The sequence below is a fragment of the Rheinheimera sp. 1928-s genome (assembly GCF_029269265.1).
In the GTDB taxonomy this organism is placed as follows: Bacteria; Pseudomonadota; Gammaproteobacteria; order Enterobacterales; family Alteromonadaceae; genus Pararheinheimera.
Map to the genome: position 1 here is coordinate 259,482 of NZ_JARIXP010000004.1, position 18,533 is coordinate 278,014.

The 18,533-nt window shown below is 40.2% G+C and carries 16 protein-coding genes; 6 read left to right on the forward strand and 10 right to left on the reverse strand.

Features of this window, described 5'->3' with window-relative positions; all coding sequences use genetic code 11:
• Positions 1 to 8: 8 nt before the first annotated feature.
• Genes P3C17_RS11520 through P3C17_RS11540 form a run of 5 tightly spaced genes read left to right on the forward strand, consistent with a single transcriptional unit; the run spans position 9 to position 5,496 of the window.
• Positions 9 to 1,190 (forward strand): outer membrane beta-barrel protein, encoded by a 1,182-nt coding sequence (locus tag P3C17_RS11520; RefSeq protein ID WP_300929574.1) that lies wholly within the window; start codon positions 9 to 11, stop codon positions 1,188 to 1,190.
• 53 nt (positions 1,191 to 1,243) lie between these two features.
• A complete protein-coding gene (locus P3C17_RS11525; protein ID WP_300929575.1) occupies positions 1,244 to 1,771 on the forward strand; it encodes a polysaccharide biosynthesis/export family protein in 528 nt (175 codons plus the stop codon).
• A 2-nt stretch (positions 1,772 to 1,773) separates the two neighbouring features.
• The gene (locus P3C17_RS11530; protein ID WP_300929576.1) at positions 1,774 to 3,966 is read left to right on the forward strand and encodes a polysaccharide biosynthesis tyrosine autokinase; all 2,193 of its coding nucleotides are present in this window, start codon (positions 1,774 to 1,776) and stop codon (positions 3,964 to 3,966) included.
• A gap of 32 nt (positions 3,967 to 3,998) precedes the next feature.
• Positions 3,999 to 4,727, forward strand: coding sequence for a CpsB/CapC family capsule biosynthesis tyrosine phosphatase (locus tag P3C17_RS11535; protein WP_300929577.1), 729 nt, complete (start codon positions 3,999 to 4,001; stop codon positions 4,725 to 4,727).
• Entirely contained in the window at positions 4,717 to 5,496 is a 780-nt protein-coding gene (locus P3C17_RS11540) for a hypothetical protein (RefSeq protein ID WP_300929578.1), read from the forward strand. Before P3C17_RS11535 ends, P3C17_RS11540 begins: the two co-directional genes overlap by 11 nt.
• Before the next feature lie 145 nt (positions 5,497 to 5,641).
• On the opposite strand, the gene P3C17_RS11545 is transcribed toward P3C17_RS11540, so the two are convergent.
• From P3C17_RS11545 to galU, 10 genes are all read right to left on the reverse strand, one after another.
• A complete protein-coding gene (locus P3C17_RS11545) occupies positions 5,642 to 7,189 on the reverse strand; it encodes a hypothetical protein (RefSeq protein WP_300929579.1) in 1,548 nt (515 codons plus the stop codon).
• A 149-nt stretch (positions 7,190 to 7,338) separates the two neighbouring features.
• The gene (locus P3C17_RS11550; RefSeq protein ID WP_300929580.1) at positions 7,339 to 8,475 is read right to left on the reverse strand and encodes a hypothetical protein; all 1,137 of its coding nucleotides are present in this window, start codon (positions 8,473 to 8,475) and stop codon (positions 7,339 to 7,341) included.
• A gap of 95 nt (positions 8,476 to 8,570) precedes the next feature.
• Positions 8,571 to 9,611 (reverse strand): glycosyltransferase, encoded by a 1,041-nt coding sequence (locus tag P3C17_RS11555; RefSeq protein ID WP_300929581.1) that lies wholly within the window; start codon positions 9,609 to 9,611, stop codon positions 8,571 to 8,573.
• Complete coding sequence (locus P3C17_RS11560) at positions 9,601 to 10,767, reverse strand: glycosyltransferase (RefSeq protein ID WP_300929582.1); 1,167 nt, start codon at positions 10,765 to 10,767, stop codon at positions 9,601 to 9,603. Before P3C17_RS11560 ends, P3C17_RS11555 begins: the two co-directional genes overlap by 11 nt.
• Positions 10,764 to 11,873 (reverse strand): polysaccharide pyruvyl transferase family protein, encoded by a 1,110-nt coding sequence (locus P3C17_RS11565; protein ID WP_300929583.1) that lies wholly within the window; start codon positions 11,871 to 11,873, stop codon positions 10,764 to 10,766. Before P3C17_RS11565 ends, P3C17_RS11560 begins: the two co-directional genes overlap by 4 nt.
• 33 nt (positions 11,874 to 11,906) lie before the next feature.
• The gene (locus tag P3C17_RS11570) at positions 11,907 to 13,268 is read right to left on the reverse strand and encodes a hypothetical protein (protein ID WP_300929584.1); all 1,362 of its coding nucleotides are present in this window, start codon (positions 13,266 to 13,268) and stop codon (positions 11,907 to 11,909) included.
• 126 nt (positions 13,269 to 13,394) lie between these two features.
• Positions 13,395 to 13,853 (reverse strand): hypothetical protein, encoded by a 459-nt coding sequence (locus P3C17_RS11575; protein WP_300929585.1) that lies wholly within the window; start codon positions 13,851 to 13,853, stop codon positions 13,395 to 13,397.
• A gap of 5 nt (positions 13,854 to 13,858) precedes the next feature.
• Positions 13,859 to 14,866, reverse strand: coding sequence for an NAD-dependent epimerase (locus P3C17_RS11580; RefSeq protein WP_300929586.1), 1,008 nt, complete (start codon positions 14,864 to 14,866; stop codon positions 13,859 to 13,861).
• A gap of 3 nt (positions 14,867 to 14,869) precedes the next feature.
• A complete protein-coding gene (locus P3C17_RS11585; protein ID WP_300929587.1) occupies positions 14,870 to 16,249 on the reverse strand; it encodes a UDP-glucose/GDP-mannose dehydrogenase family protein in 1,380 nt (459 codons plus the stop codon).
• 129 nt (positions 16,250 to 16,378) lie between these two features.
• Positions 16,379 to 17,311, reverse strand: coding sequence for a UTP--glucose-1-phosphate uridylyltransferase GalU (gene galU / locus P3C17_RS11590; protein WP_300929588.1), 933 nt, complete (start codon positions 17,309 to 17,311; stop codon positions 16,379 to 16,381).
• Between the two features lie 563 nt (positions 17,312 to 17,874).
• Here galU and P3C17_RS11595 point away from each other — a divergent pair.
• Positions 17,875 to 18,528, forward strand: a complete 654-nt coding sequence (locus P3C17_RS11595) for a transglutaminase-like cysteine peptidase (protein WP_300929589.1) — start codon at positions 17,875 to 17,877, stop codon at positions 18,526 to 18,528.
• Positions 18,529 to 18,533 lie beyond the last annotated feature (5 nt).

Genomic DNA, 18,533 nt, shown 5'->3' on the forward strand with positions numbered 1-18,533 from the left:
GAAACTTTATGAAATCCAAGTTAGCTGTTATGGTGGCATTGGCATGTGCCAGCTCGCAGGTGTTTGCTGTAGAACCGCAGTCTATTCAGACTGGGTCAGGTTTTGATATTACGCCACTACTGACCACTGGTTTAAAATTTGACGACAACATCACCAGCAGCAGTGCCAACGAAATAGACAGCTGGATCCTGACCGCAGTACCTTCAGTAAAAGCAGTGCTGGATGATGGTGTCACCAAAACAGAATTCAGCGCAGCTTTATTTAACGGCACTTACCTAGACAGTAGTGATGACAATTTTACTGACACTATGCTGGGTGCTCTGTTTGACACCCAACTGTCAGAGCAAGGAAAGTTTAATGCCAAAGCAGATTTTGTCTGGGGTCATGAAGACAGAGGTACAGGTATTACTGAAGGCCTGAGCAACAGTCAGGATGAGCCTACCCGATTTAATAACCAAACTGTATCTGGCTACTATGAATACGGCGCTCAAGCAGCCCCTGCCCGCGTGCGTTTTGGTGCTAAGTACTTTAATAAAGAGTATATGAATCAGCGCGAAGTAACACAGTTCCGTGACTACGACTCAGTACTGGGTGGTGTGAACTTTTATTACGATACCTTATCCGGCACTACGGCAGTACTGGAAACAAGTATTGAAGACACCAGTTATGATTTTGTCGACCCTACAGCACCACGCGACAGTAAAGATAGCAATGTGAAAGTAGGTGCTGAATGGCAAATTAGTGCTTTAACTTCAGGTGAAGCAAAAATTGGTTATCAGAAAAAGGATTTTGATGACAGTGCACGCGAAGATTTCAGCGGTGTATCCTGGATAGTGAATGCCACTTGGTCACCACTGACTTACAGTAATATTAATGTAGGCACAGGCCGCAAAGCCAAAGACCCGTTGCAGGGCGGCGATTACATTAAAGAAACCACTTATGTTGTAGGCTGGAGCCATAACTGGACTGACGCTATGCAAACCAATCTGTCGTACAACAGAATGGAAGAAGACTATGTGGGTATCAGCCGCAAAGACGAGAACGATTCTTACACGGCCAGTGTAAAATATGCCTTCCGTCGTTTTGTTGACGTGACGTTGTTTACTACTGTGACAGATAAAACCTCTTCTGTGCAGGGTATTGAATTTGATCGCAATATCACAGGCTTGAGTTTCGACTTTTCGCTGTAACGCAGTGTTTTTAGTTCGTATTCATAGTGTTCACAAACTTTAGGCTAAACCTCATGCAACAACTCGTAGTGCTGTTTGTTGCCCTTTGTATCAGCTGGTCGTCCTGGGTAGTGGCCCAGGACGATTCCGGTTATTTATTAGGGCCAGGCGACAAAATTATTATTCAGGTATACGGTGAAGAAGAGTTGAAAATAGAAACTCAGCTTACCGACAGCGGCAAAATTAATTACCCTTTTCTTGGCGAAATAATGGCAAAAGGCCTGACGATTAAGCAGCTGGAAAGCCGCATTTATAGCGGCTTGAAAGGCGACTATTTTGTTGAGCCCAACGTATTTGTCGGTATTGTGGAATACCGGCCATTCTTTATACATGGCGAAGTAAAACAACCTGGAGGTTACCCTTATAAACCGGGTATGACGGTCAACCAGGCCATAGCTTTGGCCGCAGGTTTAACTGAACGCGCCTCTAGGGAAAAAATCTTTATTTACCGCGAAGGCAATAAAACGCAAGCCTTAAACGCTAACCTGAACTCGAAAGTCAGTGCAGGCGACACCATTACCATAGAACAGAGATTCTTTTAATTATGGCAGTAACGGACTTAGTGGTTAGCCCTGCACCACAGCAGGATGTAATAGACTTACGTAAATACTTCAGCATTATTAATATTCATAAATGGCGCATTTTTAGCCTGGCTGTATTGGTTACGTTAATTACTGTATTAGTGGTATTAAATATTCGCTCTCAGTACTCAGCTACTGCCACTTTATTAATAGAATCCCAGCAAGCCAAGGCTGTATCTATTGAAGAAGTTTATGGCATGAACTCTAGCCAACAGGAGTATTATTTAACCCAATTTGAAATTTTAAAATCCCGCTCTATTGCTCAAACTGTAGTGGAGCGTATGGATTTAACCAATCACCCGGACTTTGAAGTAAAACCAGGCTTAATGGCGCGCTTACGCGATTTATTACCTTTTTTACCTACCACCGAAAGTACCTTAACCGAAGCCGAATTAGCGCATAAAGCCCGCGAAGATTTAATTAGTGCGTTTCAGCAGCGATTAACTATAAGCCCTATCCGTAAAACCCAGCTGGTCAATATTAGTTTTCAAACCTACACGCCTGCGTTAGCTGCAGATATAGCCAATGCTGTTGCTGATACTTATATAGAAAGCCAGTTAGAAGCCAAACTGGGTATTACGCAAAAAGCCGCCAGTTGGTTAGGGGGACGTTTAGGTGAGTTACGGGCCCAGTTGGATGATTCCGAAGCCCGTTTACAGGCCTACCGTGAAAAAGAAGGTTTAATAGACGTAGAGGGTGTGCGTGGTTTAGGCGCAAGAGAGCTGGAGCGATTATCAGAGGCTCTAACCGAAGCGCGTTCCCGCAAAGCTCAGGTCGATGGTTTTATGCGGGTGATACAGCAATATGGCACAGATAAAATTGAGCGCTTAGAAAGCTTGCCTGAAATTACCGCCCATAAAGGTGTGCAGGATGTTAAAGCCCAACAGGTTTTAACTGAGCGCCGGGTATCTGAACTGTCAAAAATTTATGGTGCCAAACACCCAAAACTATTAGCAGCCAAAAGCGAACTGACTGCAGTGCAGGATAATTTGCGCAGCCAGATTAAAAAGCTAATAGCAGGTATAGAAAACGAGGCTCAGACCATACAGGAAACTGTAAATTCTTTAGAGGCGGAAATAACCAAAGCTAAAACTTTGTATCAGGATGTAAGCCTGAAAGAAACTACTTATCAGCGTTTACAACGTGAAGTGGCAACCAATAAACAGCTATTTGATACATTTTTATCAAGGCAAAAAGAAACTGAAGTCACCAGTGACTTTAACTCCGCCATAGCACGTTTTACGGATAAAGCGGTAGCAGCCACAGAACCAGTAGCGCCCAAACGTAAGCTGATCGTAGTGTTGGCTTTTATAGCAACTTTAGGCTTTGGTGTAATGCTGGCCTTTGTGCTGGATGCGTTAAACGACACTATAAAATCACCACAAGAAGTAGAAAGCTTATTAGCCCAACGTTCCTTAGGTTTTATTCCTGCTATACCTCATAAAAAGACAGTGGATTTACCTATTCATACCTTTTTTAGTGAGCAGCATAAACAGTATGCCGAGTCGGTGCGCAGCATACGTACCAGTTTAACCTTGCTGGCGCTAGACCGTAGCTTAAAAACTATTGAAGTGACCTCTTCAGTGCCAGGTGAAGGTAAATCAACAGTAGCTGCCAATATAGCTTTTGCTTTTGGCCAGATGGAAAAAGTATTACTGGTAGACGCTGATATGCGCCGCCCTACTCTGGCCAAACGTTTTGGTTTACCAGCCTATCAGCCGGGTTTGGCCAATATTATTGCCGGCCGCGAGCAAATAGACGACTGTATAGTGGTAGATGAAGCCTCAGGCATTAGCCTATTACCAGCTGGTAATGTGCCACCTAACCCGTTGGAGTTGTTGGCTTCAGAACAATTTAGCAAAGTAATAGCAGAGCTGGCATTACGATTCGATCGCATTATTGTCGACACCCCACCAGTGCAGGCAGTCAGCGACCCGCTGATCATCGCCAAACAAATGGATGCAGTAGTTTATGTAGTGGCTGCTGATCATACCAGAGGCGGTGCGGTAAAAAGTGGTGTAGCTAAGTTACTGCAAGCCGAAAACAACCTCTATGGTGTGGTACTGAATAAAGTAGATATGAAAAAAGCAGCTCAGGTATACGGCGATTATGGCCAGTATGGTTATTACCACTACTACAGTAGCGAAAAGAGTTGACACTGTGAGCCGCTATTTAGGGGGAAGCAGCTGTGTATGATCTGCATTGCCATATCATTCCTGGCATAGACGATGGTGCCAGGGATATGCAAGAAGCTTTGGCTCTGCTGCAAATAGCAGAGCAGGAAGGCATCAGCCATATGGTGATTACCCCCCATATTAATCCTGGCCATTTTGACAATACCAGTAGCATTATTCAGCAAGGTTTATCCGAACTTAAAGCCGCCAGCAAAAATGCCGGCCTGCAGATACAACTGGCCGCGGCAGCTGAAGTGCGTTTATCTACAGAGATACTGACATGGGCTGAGCGTGATATGTTGCCTTTTATCGGCAGCTACCAGGGCTTTCATGTCTTGCTGCTGGAGTTTCCTCATAGCCATATTCCGGCTGGATCAGACAAACTGGTGAAATGGTTGTTAAGTAAAAATATCCTGCCGATGATAGCTCACCCGGAGCGTAACAGAGATGTACAAAGTGATCCGGCAAAATTAGCACCTTTTATCCGACTAGACTGCTTATTTCAGCTGACTGCCAGTTCTGTACTGGGTGATATGGGCGAACGCAGTACAGCCTTATCTGTGCAGTTACTAAAGCAAAAGCTCTTTCATGTGATGGCCACTGATAGTCATAATTTATTGCGTCGCCCGCCTAAGTTAAAACAAGCGGCGCAGCAGGTCAGCGAACTGGTCAGTGCAGACTATGCAGAACAATTAGTACTGCAAATGCCAAAACAAATCAGCGAGGTGTTGTTTGCAGGCTAAAGTAAGCAGTTCTAACCATAAGCACAGAAGTGAGCTGATAACAGATAGTCATGGCACACCATACTATGTGTTAACACATAAAGTGTTGCCTGCGCTGCTCTTGCTGTGCTGCTGCTGGCTGGTTTTTTACATTACTTCTAAAGGTTTGGCTAATGCATATTATTTTAAGGCCAACTATTATCTGGGGTTATGGCAACGTAAGCCACAAACGCTGATGCTAGAAAGCTGGCAACAAGCGGCTGATGCCATTCAAACTGCAGTAAAATACCACCCAAAGCACCCGCACTATTTGTTAACTCAGGCTAAGATAAACGAATGGGCTTGGTATGGCAGATTTAAAACTGCTGACAAAATTGAAGTGAATGACCAGCTTTACAAAAAAGCAATTCAGTTAAGACCTGGCTGGCCTAACGCTTATGCTGACTATGCTTACTATTTGGGCGTTATTAACTTTAGAATTACCGAGGCCTTCGAAGAGTTGGCTAACGCCAAGCAAGTTGGACCATATATGCCAGAAACATTTCAGCGTACGTTAGTGGTCGCTGCAACCCATTGGCCATTACTAAATGCAGTCCAAAAAAACCAAGGCTTTCATGCGATGGAGCATATGGTGACAAATTCATTAACCACCTATCGCCAAGCGTTACAAATAAGCCAACAACACCACTTGCAACGACAATTTTGTATCTATCTGAAAGTTAAAAAAGCAATGCTTAAACCAAGTACCAATAAAATGATAAAAAGAGACTTTTGCACGAATCCGGCGTAACCGTTGGATGGAGTCATTTGAAATATATGCACAACAGCTGTGAATAAATTAGGATGGAAGTCATTGAGCAGTTAATCAAAACTCAGACTACGACTGTATCTTGATTTGTTATTTTTCCAATCTACCCCGGTAATCCCCCCGCCATTCAATTCACATAAATTTCACCCACATTTAAACCATTAATATATTTATTACGTACGTTATTCGGCCATTGATCATTTGTTGATTCCACGACGTTTATGATAGTTTCATTATCGAAAACAAAAGCGGGGGCATTTGAATTGAATATTCTATTATTTTCCGTAACAATTACACTTATATTGGCCACACCTTGGTTTAAAACTCTCACAGATCTGAAGTAGCAGGAATTCTCCGCATTCTTCGATGCATTTCTTTTAATCTCGATTAGATCTATTGTTCCTGTAAGTTCAGCCAATACAAAATCAGTTAACTTGTCTGCTTCTATCTCAGATATTGAAATTTGACTTACACCAGCATCTCTAATATATAACACAGATTTCGCATTTTTAACTGTGCCACCAGAAATTCTGATGAGGCCCGACTTTATGTCGCCATATAACCGATATGCATGTGCCTTTTCGTCAATCATATTTATACTATTTCCAACACATTCAACACTAATCACATTTTTAAAACCAATTCCAGCACTTACTGTATCCGTCTTGCTAATATCATTAATTGTATTACATATTATCTTAAGATTTTCAGGCCTTGCGGCGCTGTTCACTGAATTGTCTGCAGCAATAATTCCAAAGAGATCACTATTTTCTATTACATTACCAACAGCTATACCAGATCTGTTAAGCCTAATGCCTGAACCACCAAGGTTATATGAGCCTGCGCCTTTTATACTGTTGAATGACGCTACAGCGCTATAAGAGTTGCCAGCAAACGCTATTGAGTCATCACCAGTGTTGATTAGAGTGCAAAGAGAAACCCTTGAATTAACGCTGTTTAACAAGAATATACCATCCCTTGCTGTCTCTTCTATTCGACATAACAGTACATTAATCCGTTCACTTGACTTGTTAAAATTAATACCCTGTTGAAACGTACGATATATACTTACACTATAAATTGTTATATCTGTAACATGCTCATCCGCATATATCAGGCGCGCATTTCCTATATCGTATTCTTCAATTGACGCATCATTTGTATAGGCGCCGTAATTTAATCTCGAACCGGAGCATCCGTTAAGATTAAAAAGGGGTTTATTTTTTGTTCTCTGACATATCGTTGCTCCTTCGGCATTTAGTGTAAACTTTCTCAGTGGCTGAATAGTATCGTTGACTAAAAAATTATATTGCCCTCGACACTCACACACAGGGAAGTTCTGTAGCATCTTGTTAAATGCAACTGAGTTATCCGTACCTTTTTTTTTCTTATTGTCGTAATCTGCTACCGCACCAAACATAAGCACATGCGGTACTTTAAAACCAACCCGTTCAAAGCAACCAACACCTATACCTTTCCAGTTCAAAAATTCAAGAACTGTTGCGACAGTGCCATCGTACACATCAAAAGCTGCAGCAGCAAACAGTATACCTCCATTCGGTCCAGGATGAAGATGCAATGATTGGTCTGCGTCTGGCAGCCATACAAAATCCCCGCCGCCTACCCCCGAATAATTATGGAAGCCGAGCGTGCTCTGAATTTGATGAGGTACCATCTTAAGATGTTTTATACCGGGTAATCTATGGATAACAAACCTCACTTAATCATGCCAATACCAATCCATTAAACCTGATTTCTTGCATCAAATTTAAGTTATCTCATCTAAAATTCGGCACCTAACAGCTCGAACACTTAAATAAATGATCAGGGTATTGATTTTAACCTACGTATAGATATTAAAGTTCGTCCGGCATAAACATATAGAAGGAAAAGCCTCAAAAATGAAGATAAAACAAATGACCAAGCCAAAGATGCCAATCCATAATGATCAATAAAAAGCAGCATAAGAAACAAATTAATCACAATGCAAAACAACATTATATCTCTCTGTAGCTTATACTTCTCACAAGCCGTAAGCACCACAGTGGAGAGTGAGGCGATATAGTTAAAAGAAACACCCAGCAGACACACGGTAAATATATAATAGCAATTAGCTATATCAGAGTTATAAATGTACTCCAATATGACTTCACCAAAAAAATAAGCACCCATCATCAACAATGTAGACATAAAAAACAAAACGATTGTTAAAACGACAAAGTAAGATATTGCTTTCTCAACCGAACTATTTGAAATGAGCTTAGAAAACTTGGGTAATATTACTTGAGAAAAACCTGTAACTACAGGAGTAAGAGCTAATGAAAGTTGCAATGAAGCAGCAAGAACAGCTGTATCGAACTCAGAAAGATACATACCGCTCATGATCCGCGACAAATTCAGGTTTAAATTAATCAGAAACAATCCAACACCAAGAGGAAATGCAAATTTAACAAACTCAAAATCACTACGATTTAGCATAAAAACATTGAAAAAACTTAAGCTAACTAATTCCTCTTTAAGTTTTGGCAGCTCGAAAAATACGATAGAAGCAAAATGAAGAGAAGAAATAAAAAACAATATTTGCGTCAAGGTGAAACCTTGTTTTATTAAAAAATAAACCAGAAGACCAGATAATAAACTTTTGAAAAAAAGCAACTTACTCTGATAGTTATGATTTTGATACTTTTGAAAATATGCATAACCAATTTCACTAATAGACTCAAAAAACTTAATCGAAGAAATCAATAGGCACAAAACAAAGTAGTCTGGCTTCAATAAAAAACCTACAACCGAAACAAAAACCATCGAAATAATAGAAAGAACAAATCGAACTTTCATATATTGAGATGTGTCATGATAAATAGAACTTGTGACAATCAACTGGCGAAAGCCAAGATTTGTGAGAAAGAATACTATTGTCGACAATGAAAAGAAAAAAGCATAAACACCTAAATCTTCCATTGTATAAAACTTACTTATCAATGAAAGCAAGATAACTTGGTAAATAGCATTACTACCAACGCCGATAAACGTGCTTATTAACTTCCGGATGAAGTTCATTTATTTTCAAGACTATAAATATTTTTTAAAGCAGTAACTTGATTTTCGAAACTACATATTTCATTAACTTTCACAAACTGATCATTCACGTTATCATTGCGTGTAACGAAATGTTCAAATATCAATTGCGCACACCCCTCTGGAGTACTCGATAACTTAGTCAGCCCGATAGATTCAAGAGAAGGAATTCTCCTAGCTACACATGGCATTTCCATTCGCGAAATTTCTAATACGGACATTGGATTACCTTCCCAACTCGCACTATGAAAATACAAATCGCTACTCATAACATCCTTCAATAAATTTTCCCTAGATAACCAACCACTACATCCTATACCATTATTCAGCAATTTATCTACGCTACTTTCATTACCGTCTCCAATCCAATAAAACTGTATAGACTGGTCTAATAATTTGATTTTATGATACGTATCAATGAAAAATTCAGCATCTTTTTGTGGACAGATCCTGCCGATCATAATTACTCGTTTAGTGTCGTTTTCCGGACGTTTCCACTTCAGGCTAATGTTAGAGTAGTTTGTCAAAAAAATATTATGCATCCTACTTCTAAAAATTTTCAAAACCAAATCATTTGCCAAATTAACTTCCCGAGGAGAACATCCGGCTACAGTCACTGGTTTAAGCGACAGCAATTTCTCTGCGTAGTAGAAAAATTTTCTTGTTGCTAAAGAGACATCAGTGCGCTCAAATGCGTAGCAATGAGGTGTATATATCAGTTTTTTATAGAATGGAAACATCAATCTCCCGATAGCTCCAGCCATGGAAGAATGCAAATGAATATGTGTAGGTCTTATTTCTCTATAAATTCTGTAAATATCAATCAAACCCGTGATATTCATTTTTATAAAATAACTTTTCACTAGGTTGTCAGGGTTAGACAGATTAATTTGGCAAGAGTCATCATTAGCAGCGATAAGAAAATGCTCAGCAAAGGAGCTATTTACTACATAGCTTTCCAACGCACTTATTATCCCACCACCATGAGATAATGATAAATGCAAAACTTTAGGCTTCATGATTTCTCTCCCTAACGGCTTTATAAAAAGCTTCTCTTCGCTTTTGTACTATTTCACCTTTGTAATCTTGGGATGTAATTAGGTTTTTCTTTGATTGAAGCTCCATTACCTCCGGGTTACTACACAAATATTCAACCTTCGACGCTAATGCCTCAGCATTGTCAACTTCAACTATAAAATTCGAATCTAATAACTCAGAAACCCCACCTACATTTGTACCAACACAAGGAAGAGCGCGACTCATTGCTTCAATCATTACCCGAGGTAGGCCCTCTTGCCGTGATGGTAGTAAGAATATTTCAGCCTCATCATAGTATTTTCTAATCGATGTTCGATCTGATATTTTTCCAACAAATTTTACTTGGTCTGAAACATCCAAATCTACTGCTAATTTTTCGAGGAATTCTTTATACTCACCGTCGCCAACAAATGTTACAAAACACAGAAAATTTCGCTTTTTTAGTATAGAAACCATTTCTAGAATCACATCTTGCGCTTTGTACAACTGGACCATCATTCCAATATTAAGCAGATGAACAGATGTTAATTTATCATAGACCCTTGATTTTTCCACGAACCACTCGTTACCCAAATTGAGACTTGTGTAATTGGTGGTCAAATCACTACCTGGCGGATATCTTTTTTGCAAAGCAGACTTTGTAACATATGCCGCGCCTATCGCTCTTTTACATTGCCATTTCAAAAAGCTTGAATATAACTTTTGAAAGAAAATTCGGATGGGGTGCTTTACAGCTCCTTTGCTTAACTGGTCATGAGGATCAGCAACGACTTCCACTGCAAAAATTTTTCTCTTTAAGAGCAAAATTATCGAAAATATAAATGGTATTGTTCCTGGAGTTCTTAGAAAAACAGCGGTGTCATGCAGATCAATACTCCATAACAACTTTAATATAATTGGCATCTTAAATAAAAAGCTTTTAGGGCCCACATATCCTGGGACACCTACAAATGATGCATTTTTTCCAATGACGGATTGAGCACCATCATCGGGATGATTAAATAAACGACCAACAATAGTGACAGTATCAAATTCGTTTAAGTATCGCTTCGCGAATAATTCATAATTAAGATGATATGAAGATGGGATTCCGTGATTATCATAAAAACGCCCATCAAACACAACTAAAGCTTTCATTCTTCGTATCCTCTTTTGACACGCCGAATTATGCTAAGCATTAATTCCCTCTTTTCCAATATTGAATCTACACTTAAACTAATTTTTTTCCAGTATTCGCTGGAATCAGCCTTCAAATCATCAGCTTGCTTCTTCACTAAATTAGGATCAAAACGTTTAAAGCCATGACAATACTCTGTGATACCAAGATCAGAGAACGCACCAAACCCCTTGCGTTCATAAGATAAATGTATCGAGGGACAACCTGAAATCATACTCTGCAAGGAGCCGTGTAATCGAACAGAGATAACGACACCTCTATTTTCCGGATTATCAAGTACATCTTTGACTTTACGCAAAGACCCGTGCCAACCCAGCTTTTTATAAAAGCTAACATCATTATTACCTCTTCCTTCACTTTGAATAAGGGGCTCCAAGCCAGGTATACTATTTTTTAGCTCCAACAATTTTTTAATATAATCTTCTTCACCATGCACACTAACAGCTCTCGCAATCAAATAAATTTTATCAAATTTATTTTCTATATTTGTAGCCTTATATGACATAGCCAACTCTTGAACAGCTAAGTCAGGTACGCGAATTACGTTGTCTAAGTTTAACTCTTTAACGGTTAAATCATCCCTTGCGAAAATAACATCTAAACATTTCATTTTATTATGAATTAAAGCTCTCATTGGTCCTTTAAAAGGCCCTATACTTTGCGGCAAATATATAACTGGTGCAGTCTTTTGCCTACTAGCCCAGATAAGTTGTGGACCATGCGCTAAAAATGTTTTTAGACTCTCAATTAGAGTCCTGCCCCTCATGTAACCACCGCCCACAGCGAGAATGATTTCTTTCGGATTATCTGGCAAGTACCTTTCAAACAAATCTATTTTAATAAAAACATTCAATAAACTCTTGAATGCATAATTAATTTTCCCGAGAAGGCCTGAGTTAACAATCATTGGTTCATATATAGAATCAAACCCACTGAAGGATTTCTTATCCAAAGCAACTAATTTACTTATAGGACCTAAATTTGTCTCAACTCCAACTTCTTTTGTAAGCTCAACCAACAAACCATCACCACTATTTTTCGTACTGTATGAATGTAAAACTATCATCAATAAGCCACCTTAGGAGTCATGGTTATATAATCAATTGTTACTTTTAACTATTTTTGGGCAACACAATAACACGATTAAAGGAACAGTTAGAAATCTAAATAAAAACTGAGAAACGACATTGCTATCAGACATAAGAAGTTGAATAGAGAGGAGAACTAATACTGGGACAATCAAATTGTATACACCATCTTTTGGAAAAACTTTCGAGTAGCCATCAATCCAGGAGATTACAACCCCGAATATGTAGAAAAAAGTTAACCCGAAAAATATACCAAAATTTATTACGAACTCTCCATAGCCGCCTGCAAGCAAAGTAGTGTAACTGCTATCAGTGAAACTGTAGTCACTCCAAAATATACCAGTCTTTTCTTTTATTGCAGTGACTGGTTTATTAGGCAACAAAAAGCCCGGCACAAACGAAACAGCGCCTGCAACCAAAGTCCTACCGTATGATAATGGATACTCGTCATTCCAGTATGTTTTCAGAATATATGACTGCACGTCTGCTCTTCCTGCATCCCTTACAAGAGCAAATTTTTCCGAGTCCTCTATATATTTCTGCTCAAATACCTGCGCTTTAATATCTTTATCCCATAGACCTTGCAACCCTTCAATACCGCCAAACTTATATAAACTATAGCTGGTCATAAACAGGAAAAAAATAGCACCTAGAGCTACCAACAACTTCAAACTTAGCTCTTTAACATTATTATGATATACAACAACAAACCAGAACAATGACCATACAGTAGTGCTCCTACTGCCTCTCAAACCACCAAAAAGCATATTTAACAGAAACAAAAACACCAACAAAGAAACCAACACTTTAACATCTCGGGACCAAGACTTATCTTTGATAAATAAAACCAAATATATAGCAACTAAATTAGGAAGTGATTCTGAAAATGTAAATAAGAAACCGAAGCCATCGTATGGGTTATAATTTTGTATGGAGTCCTCTAATCTTAACTCATATGCATTTAGATAACCGTCATACCCTCCCATTTTCACTAGAACGACAATCTGACATATAAGACAAAAAACAATACCAACAATAAAAGGCATGTGCATTTTATTTGTGTCTATATGATAATTAAGTGGACGCCTAAAATTGACCTTTGTGCTTTTGCAACCAATCGCTGTAATAAAAAAACCTAACAAGCAAAGAATAGCCCAGCCTCCGACCCAGCCGCTCATTCCATCGGCCACTGGAATACTCGGCCAGTAATCCCATATTAATTGATTAAACGGGACAATATAAAAAAAAGAGAATCCGAAAGCTAAAAATATCGACAAAGCTGAAAAATAACTTTTCCTACTATTCAATGTGTATAAGTTTTCATATAAAAAAACCACACCCAAAATTGTAACAGGAAAAAAAGACCATACCATACTAGCCCCCTCATCAATCAACCTGAAGAGTGTATATGATACAATTGCAATAAAGCTAAAAATCAATAGAACCACATCTATTGATTTATTATCCTGCCTTATAAAACTCACATTTCACCTTAGTAGTTATATACGTTTTACTATTCTACTTAACGCGGGAACGATTTCATTTTCAAGCCTAACATCACCACAAATAACCGATGACGTATATACTGTTACATTATTCAGGTGAGGGTAACAGCCTCTGTTCACACCTAATGTTACATTCTGATAAATAACATTTGTCCCCTCTAAAACAACACCTTCACCTATTACGATTCCCAACGGATGCGGCATGATTACGGAGCCTTCAATTTTGCACCTTGGATTAATATCACAACCAAATAAAAAATAACTAATTAGCCAGAGAAACCTACCCAAAACTCGGAAAACGCTACCTAAGTTGTATATATAGGAATAAAGCCTGTATGCTACCAGCAGTAGATAGCCCGGAGTCATTAACACTTGGAACAGAGCAAAACGACTTTTATATTTATAAAATGATACATAACATTTATAATCTGCAATAAACTTAAAGTTAGCCATCTACATTAATACCTACGATACCAATTCACAAAGTTGTTAATTCCCTCTTGTAATTCAGTGTTCGGTCTAAAACCAACTGCAATCTCCAGACTACAGACATCAGCAAAAGTTGTCACAACATCACCATCTTGCATTGGTAAATAGTGTTTGTTCGCTTTTTTCCCTAGAGCATTCTCAATACAATTTATAAAATACTCTAGAGCTACCGGTTTATTATTACCTATATTATAGAGTTTATAAAAATGCGCCCCATCTGCTAACGTTTCATTATTCACAGCTGCTGTCGGTACAACATCCTGAATACGGACAATACCTTCGACAATATCATCAATATACGTAAAATCTCGCTGCATTTTGCCATTATTGAATACCTTGATAGGCTGATCATTTTCGATGGCGTTGGTAAATAAAAAGGGAGCCATATCTGGACGACCCCAAGGGCCATAAACAGTAAAAAACCGCAGACCCGTAGTTGGTAGCTGATATAAATGGCTATAGGTATGCGCCATTAACTCATTTGCTTTTTTGGTGGCTGCATAAAGTGATATAGGATGGTCGACTCTGTCATCTTCAGAAAATGGGATTTTTTCCTGATTACCATAAACCGAGCTACTAGAAGCGTATACCAAGTGTTCAACTTTGTTGTGGCGGCACCCTTCCAGTATAGTCATCATGCCAACCAGGTTTGAATCTACATAAGCCATTGGGTTATCTATGGAATAACGTACGCCAGCTTGCGCAGCCAGATGTATTACGCGCTGAAATTGTTCAGTAGCAAACAATGAAGCTATGCCTTCTCTGTCAGCTAAGTCCATTTTCAGGAAACGAAAATTGTCTTGCTTATCACGTTCAGTAAGCAAGTCTTCAATACGTTTTAAACGCGCCAATTTTAAGTTTGGGTCGTAATAGTCGTTTAAGTTATCTAAGCCAATAACATCATGGCCTAGTAAGGCTAATTCTTCTGCTACACGGCTACCAATAAAACCTGCCGCTCCTGTAACCAAATACTTCATAGTTTAAACACCAGATACTTTTAAAGTATCACCACGGCCTATCGCATAATAAGCCAGACCATTACGATGCACTGTTGCAGGCTCAAATAAATTCCTGCCATCAAAAATAACGGCATCACTGATATTTTCTTTTACAGCGCTAAAATCTGGCGCACGGAAGTTTTTCCATTCAGTACAAATCACCAACGCATCGGCTTTATTAATTGCGGCCTCTTTAGTGCCACATAACACTAAGTCAGCTCTGTTACCGTAAATACGTTGAGTTTCTTCCATAGCCTCAGGGTCGTAGGCTTTGACTGTAGCGCCTGCCAGCCATAAGTTTTCCATTAATACCCGGCTTGAAGCTTCACGCATATCGTCGGTATTAGGTTTAAAAGCCAGGCCCCACAAGGCAAAGGTTTTACCTTTCAGAATATCTTTAATTTCGCCTTTAGCCGCTTGCTGCCAAACGCCGTAATGCTTGCAGATCAATTCAAACAGTTTGTATTTCTGCTTGTCGTTTACTTGCTCCACCGCGTTCAGAATTTTTGACTCGTAACCATACTGCTCGGATGTGCGGGCTAAAGCCTGTACGTCTTTAGGGAAACAGCTACCACCATAACCACAACCAGGGTAGATAAAGTGGTAACCGATACGGGGGTCTGAACCAATACCTTTTCGCACGTTTTCGATATCGGCCCCTACCCGCTCGGCTATATTGGCCATTTCGTTCATAAAGCTGATTTTGGTGGCTAACATGCAGTTGGCGGCGTATTTGGTCAGTTCAGAACTGCGCACGTCCATTACTATCACTTTGTCGTGGTTGCGGTTAAAAGGTGCATAGACCTCGCGCATTATGTCTTCGGCAAATTTAGAGCTGGTGCCTATCACTATACGATCTGGCCTCATGCAATCGGCAACTGCAGCACCTTCTTTTAAAAATTCAGGGTTTGACACCACGTCGAATTCAGCTTTAAAGCCACGCTCGTTTAAAACCTGCTGAATAACAGCTGTGACTTTGTCTGCGGTGCCTACAGGCACGGTGCTTTTATTGACTACCACTTTATAAGTTTGCATCAGCTGGCCGATGGTTTTCCCTACAGCCATTACATACTGTAAGTCAGCCGAACCGTCTTCGTCTGGTGGTGTGCCTACTGCTATATAAATGACTTCAGCATGCTGCACTGCTTCTTCAGCGCTGGTGGTAAAACGCAAATTGCCCTGGCTGACATTGGTTTTAACCACGTTTTCCAGACCTGGTTCGTAGATTGGGATAACGCCTTGCTTTAAACCGTCAATTTTGGCCTGATTTACATCTGCACAAATAACGTCGTGGCCCACATCAGCCAAACAAGCGCCAGTAACCAGGCCAACATAGCCTGTACCAAAAATGCTAATTTTCATTCCCTTTCCTTTCTATCTATATGGCTTTTAAACCCGCCATACTTTGCTTTCCGGGCGGAGATAAACCCCGCCCCTACGTTATGCTCGCCTGATTTTTCGGACAGAGATAAACACCAAACCTACATCAGATCAGGCAATTAAACTCAGTTGAGTACCTGTAACGACCTTTTTTAGCAGTGCCGCAAAATCGGCGCCTAGTTTTGGGTCTTTTAAGGCGTAATCTACTATAGCCTCCAAATAACCTAATTTACTGCCGCAGTCGTGGCTTCGCCCCACTATGCGGTAGGCTTCCATAGCTTCTTCGGTTAGCAGTTGGGCTAAAGCGTCAGTTAACTGTATTTCATCGCCAGCGCCAGGTTGAGTGAAGCTTAAAATTTCCATGACGGTAGGGGATAAAACATAACGCCCGGTGATAGCCATATTGGAAGGCGCGTCGTCTGCATCTGGCTTTTCAATCATAGCTTTCAAACTGACCGAATGCCCTGCCTCTATCTGCTGGCCTGATAGGTCGACAATACCGTAGCTGCTGACTAAATCACGTGGCACTGGTTCTACCATAATCTGGCTGGCGCCGCTTTGTTCGTAGCGGTTGATCATGGCTTTGAGATTGTCTTGTTTTAAGTTGCTGCGGTATTTGTCGATGAGTACGTCGGGTAATAACACTGCAAAAGGTTCTTTACCTACCACTGGAGCCGCACACAAAATGGCATGGCCAAGGCCCAGGGCCTGATGTTGGCGCACAGAAATTACCGTTACGTTTTTAGGATTAATACAGCGAACTTCTTCCAGTAATGAACGTTTTACCCGCTTTTCCAGCTGGGTTTCTAATTCAAAGCTGGTGTCAAAGTGGTTTTCGATGGAATTTTTACTGCTATGCGTGACCAATACTATTTCGGTAATACCAGCGGCAGCGGCTTCTTCAATCACATACTGGATTAAAGGTTTATCTACCACAGGCAGCATTTCCTTTGGTATTGCTTTGGTTGCAGGTAACATGCGGGTGCCAAGACCTGCAACAGGAATAACAGCTCTGGTTACCTTACGAAATTCAGACGGTTGCATAACAAACTCCTTCTCTATTTTTCTGCCGAATCAAAGTTGTATTGAAACTGTTGGTATTCGCTCAACTGCTCAGCAAAGGCCGTTCCTTGCCCAAAATATGCCTAAAATCGAAGGCTGGTATTCATCAACTTTATTTGTGCATTGTGACAACAAAGTTAAAACGCGATCGACTATACAACAGGACTAAATTGTTCACAAATTAAGCATTTATTGTGCCAGTAAAAAATTAGTAAATTCGATAGTTGCGATTTGATAAATTTGGCAAATATGGTAAATTTGATTGATGTTTTCCTTAATTCACTCCAGCGGTTCGGGCTATGTTGGTGCATGATCGCCCCAAACTAATGCACAAGCTCTGACTATTAATTATTCATGATCCTGCACCTTGGCAAGTCAGGTAGAAAGTGGCAAATTAATGTATCTTTTTCAACCAAATCTGGTTTACTCAAAACAAAGCATCTCTTTAAAACGCTTCGAATGCGGATTAGATGGAACCCTATGTCATGGAAGTTACCTGAGTGAGTGCTAATGTCAGACGCACAGCAGGTTGCGCTGGGAGGTTTATGCTACACAAGTATGCTTTTGTAGCAGTGCTGTCTCTTTCCATATCTGTCTTTAGCAATGCCAGTTATTTACTGCCAGTGTTTAAGCCAGAAATGCTGGAGAGTATCCGCAAGCAGTATGGCGACCAAGCGTTGAGCAGAGTGGAACTTTGGCGTGATTTGCTTGAAGAAAGCAAGGCTGAATCTGACTGGGTCAAAGTAAATAAGGTTAATAAATTTTTCAATGATCAGATCCAATATAAGTCTGATCAAGCACATTGGGGACAGGCGGATTATTGGGCCACGCCACTGGAGACTCTTGGCACTGCAGCTGGCGACTGTGAAGACTTTGCGATAGCAAAATATGTATCCCTGAGGGCAATGGGTGTACCGGATAATCAACTACGGATCATGTATGTCAGGGCATTGTCAGTAAATGAACCCCATATGGTGCTCATTTATATGGAAACTGAAGACTCAGTCCCATTGGTTTTAGACAATCTGATAAAAAAAGTTCAGCCGGCAACCCGCAGACCTGACCTGAAACCTATTTACGGCTTTAACGCCGAAGGGTTATGGCTTGCAAAAGCTCAGGGACTGGGACGTAAGGTTGAAGGTAAAACAGGCGGTTCGAACTGGCAGGATTTGCTAAACAGAATTGAAAAGGGAATGTAACTGTT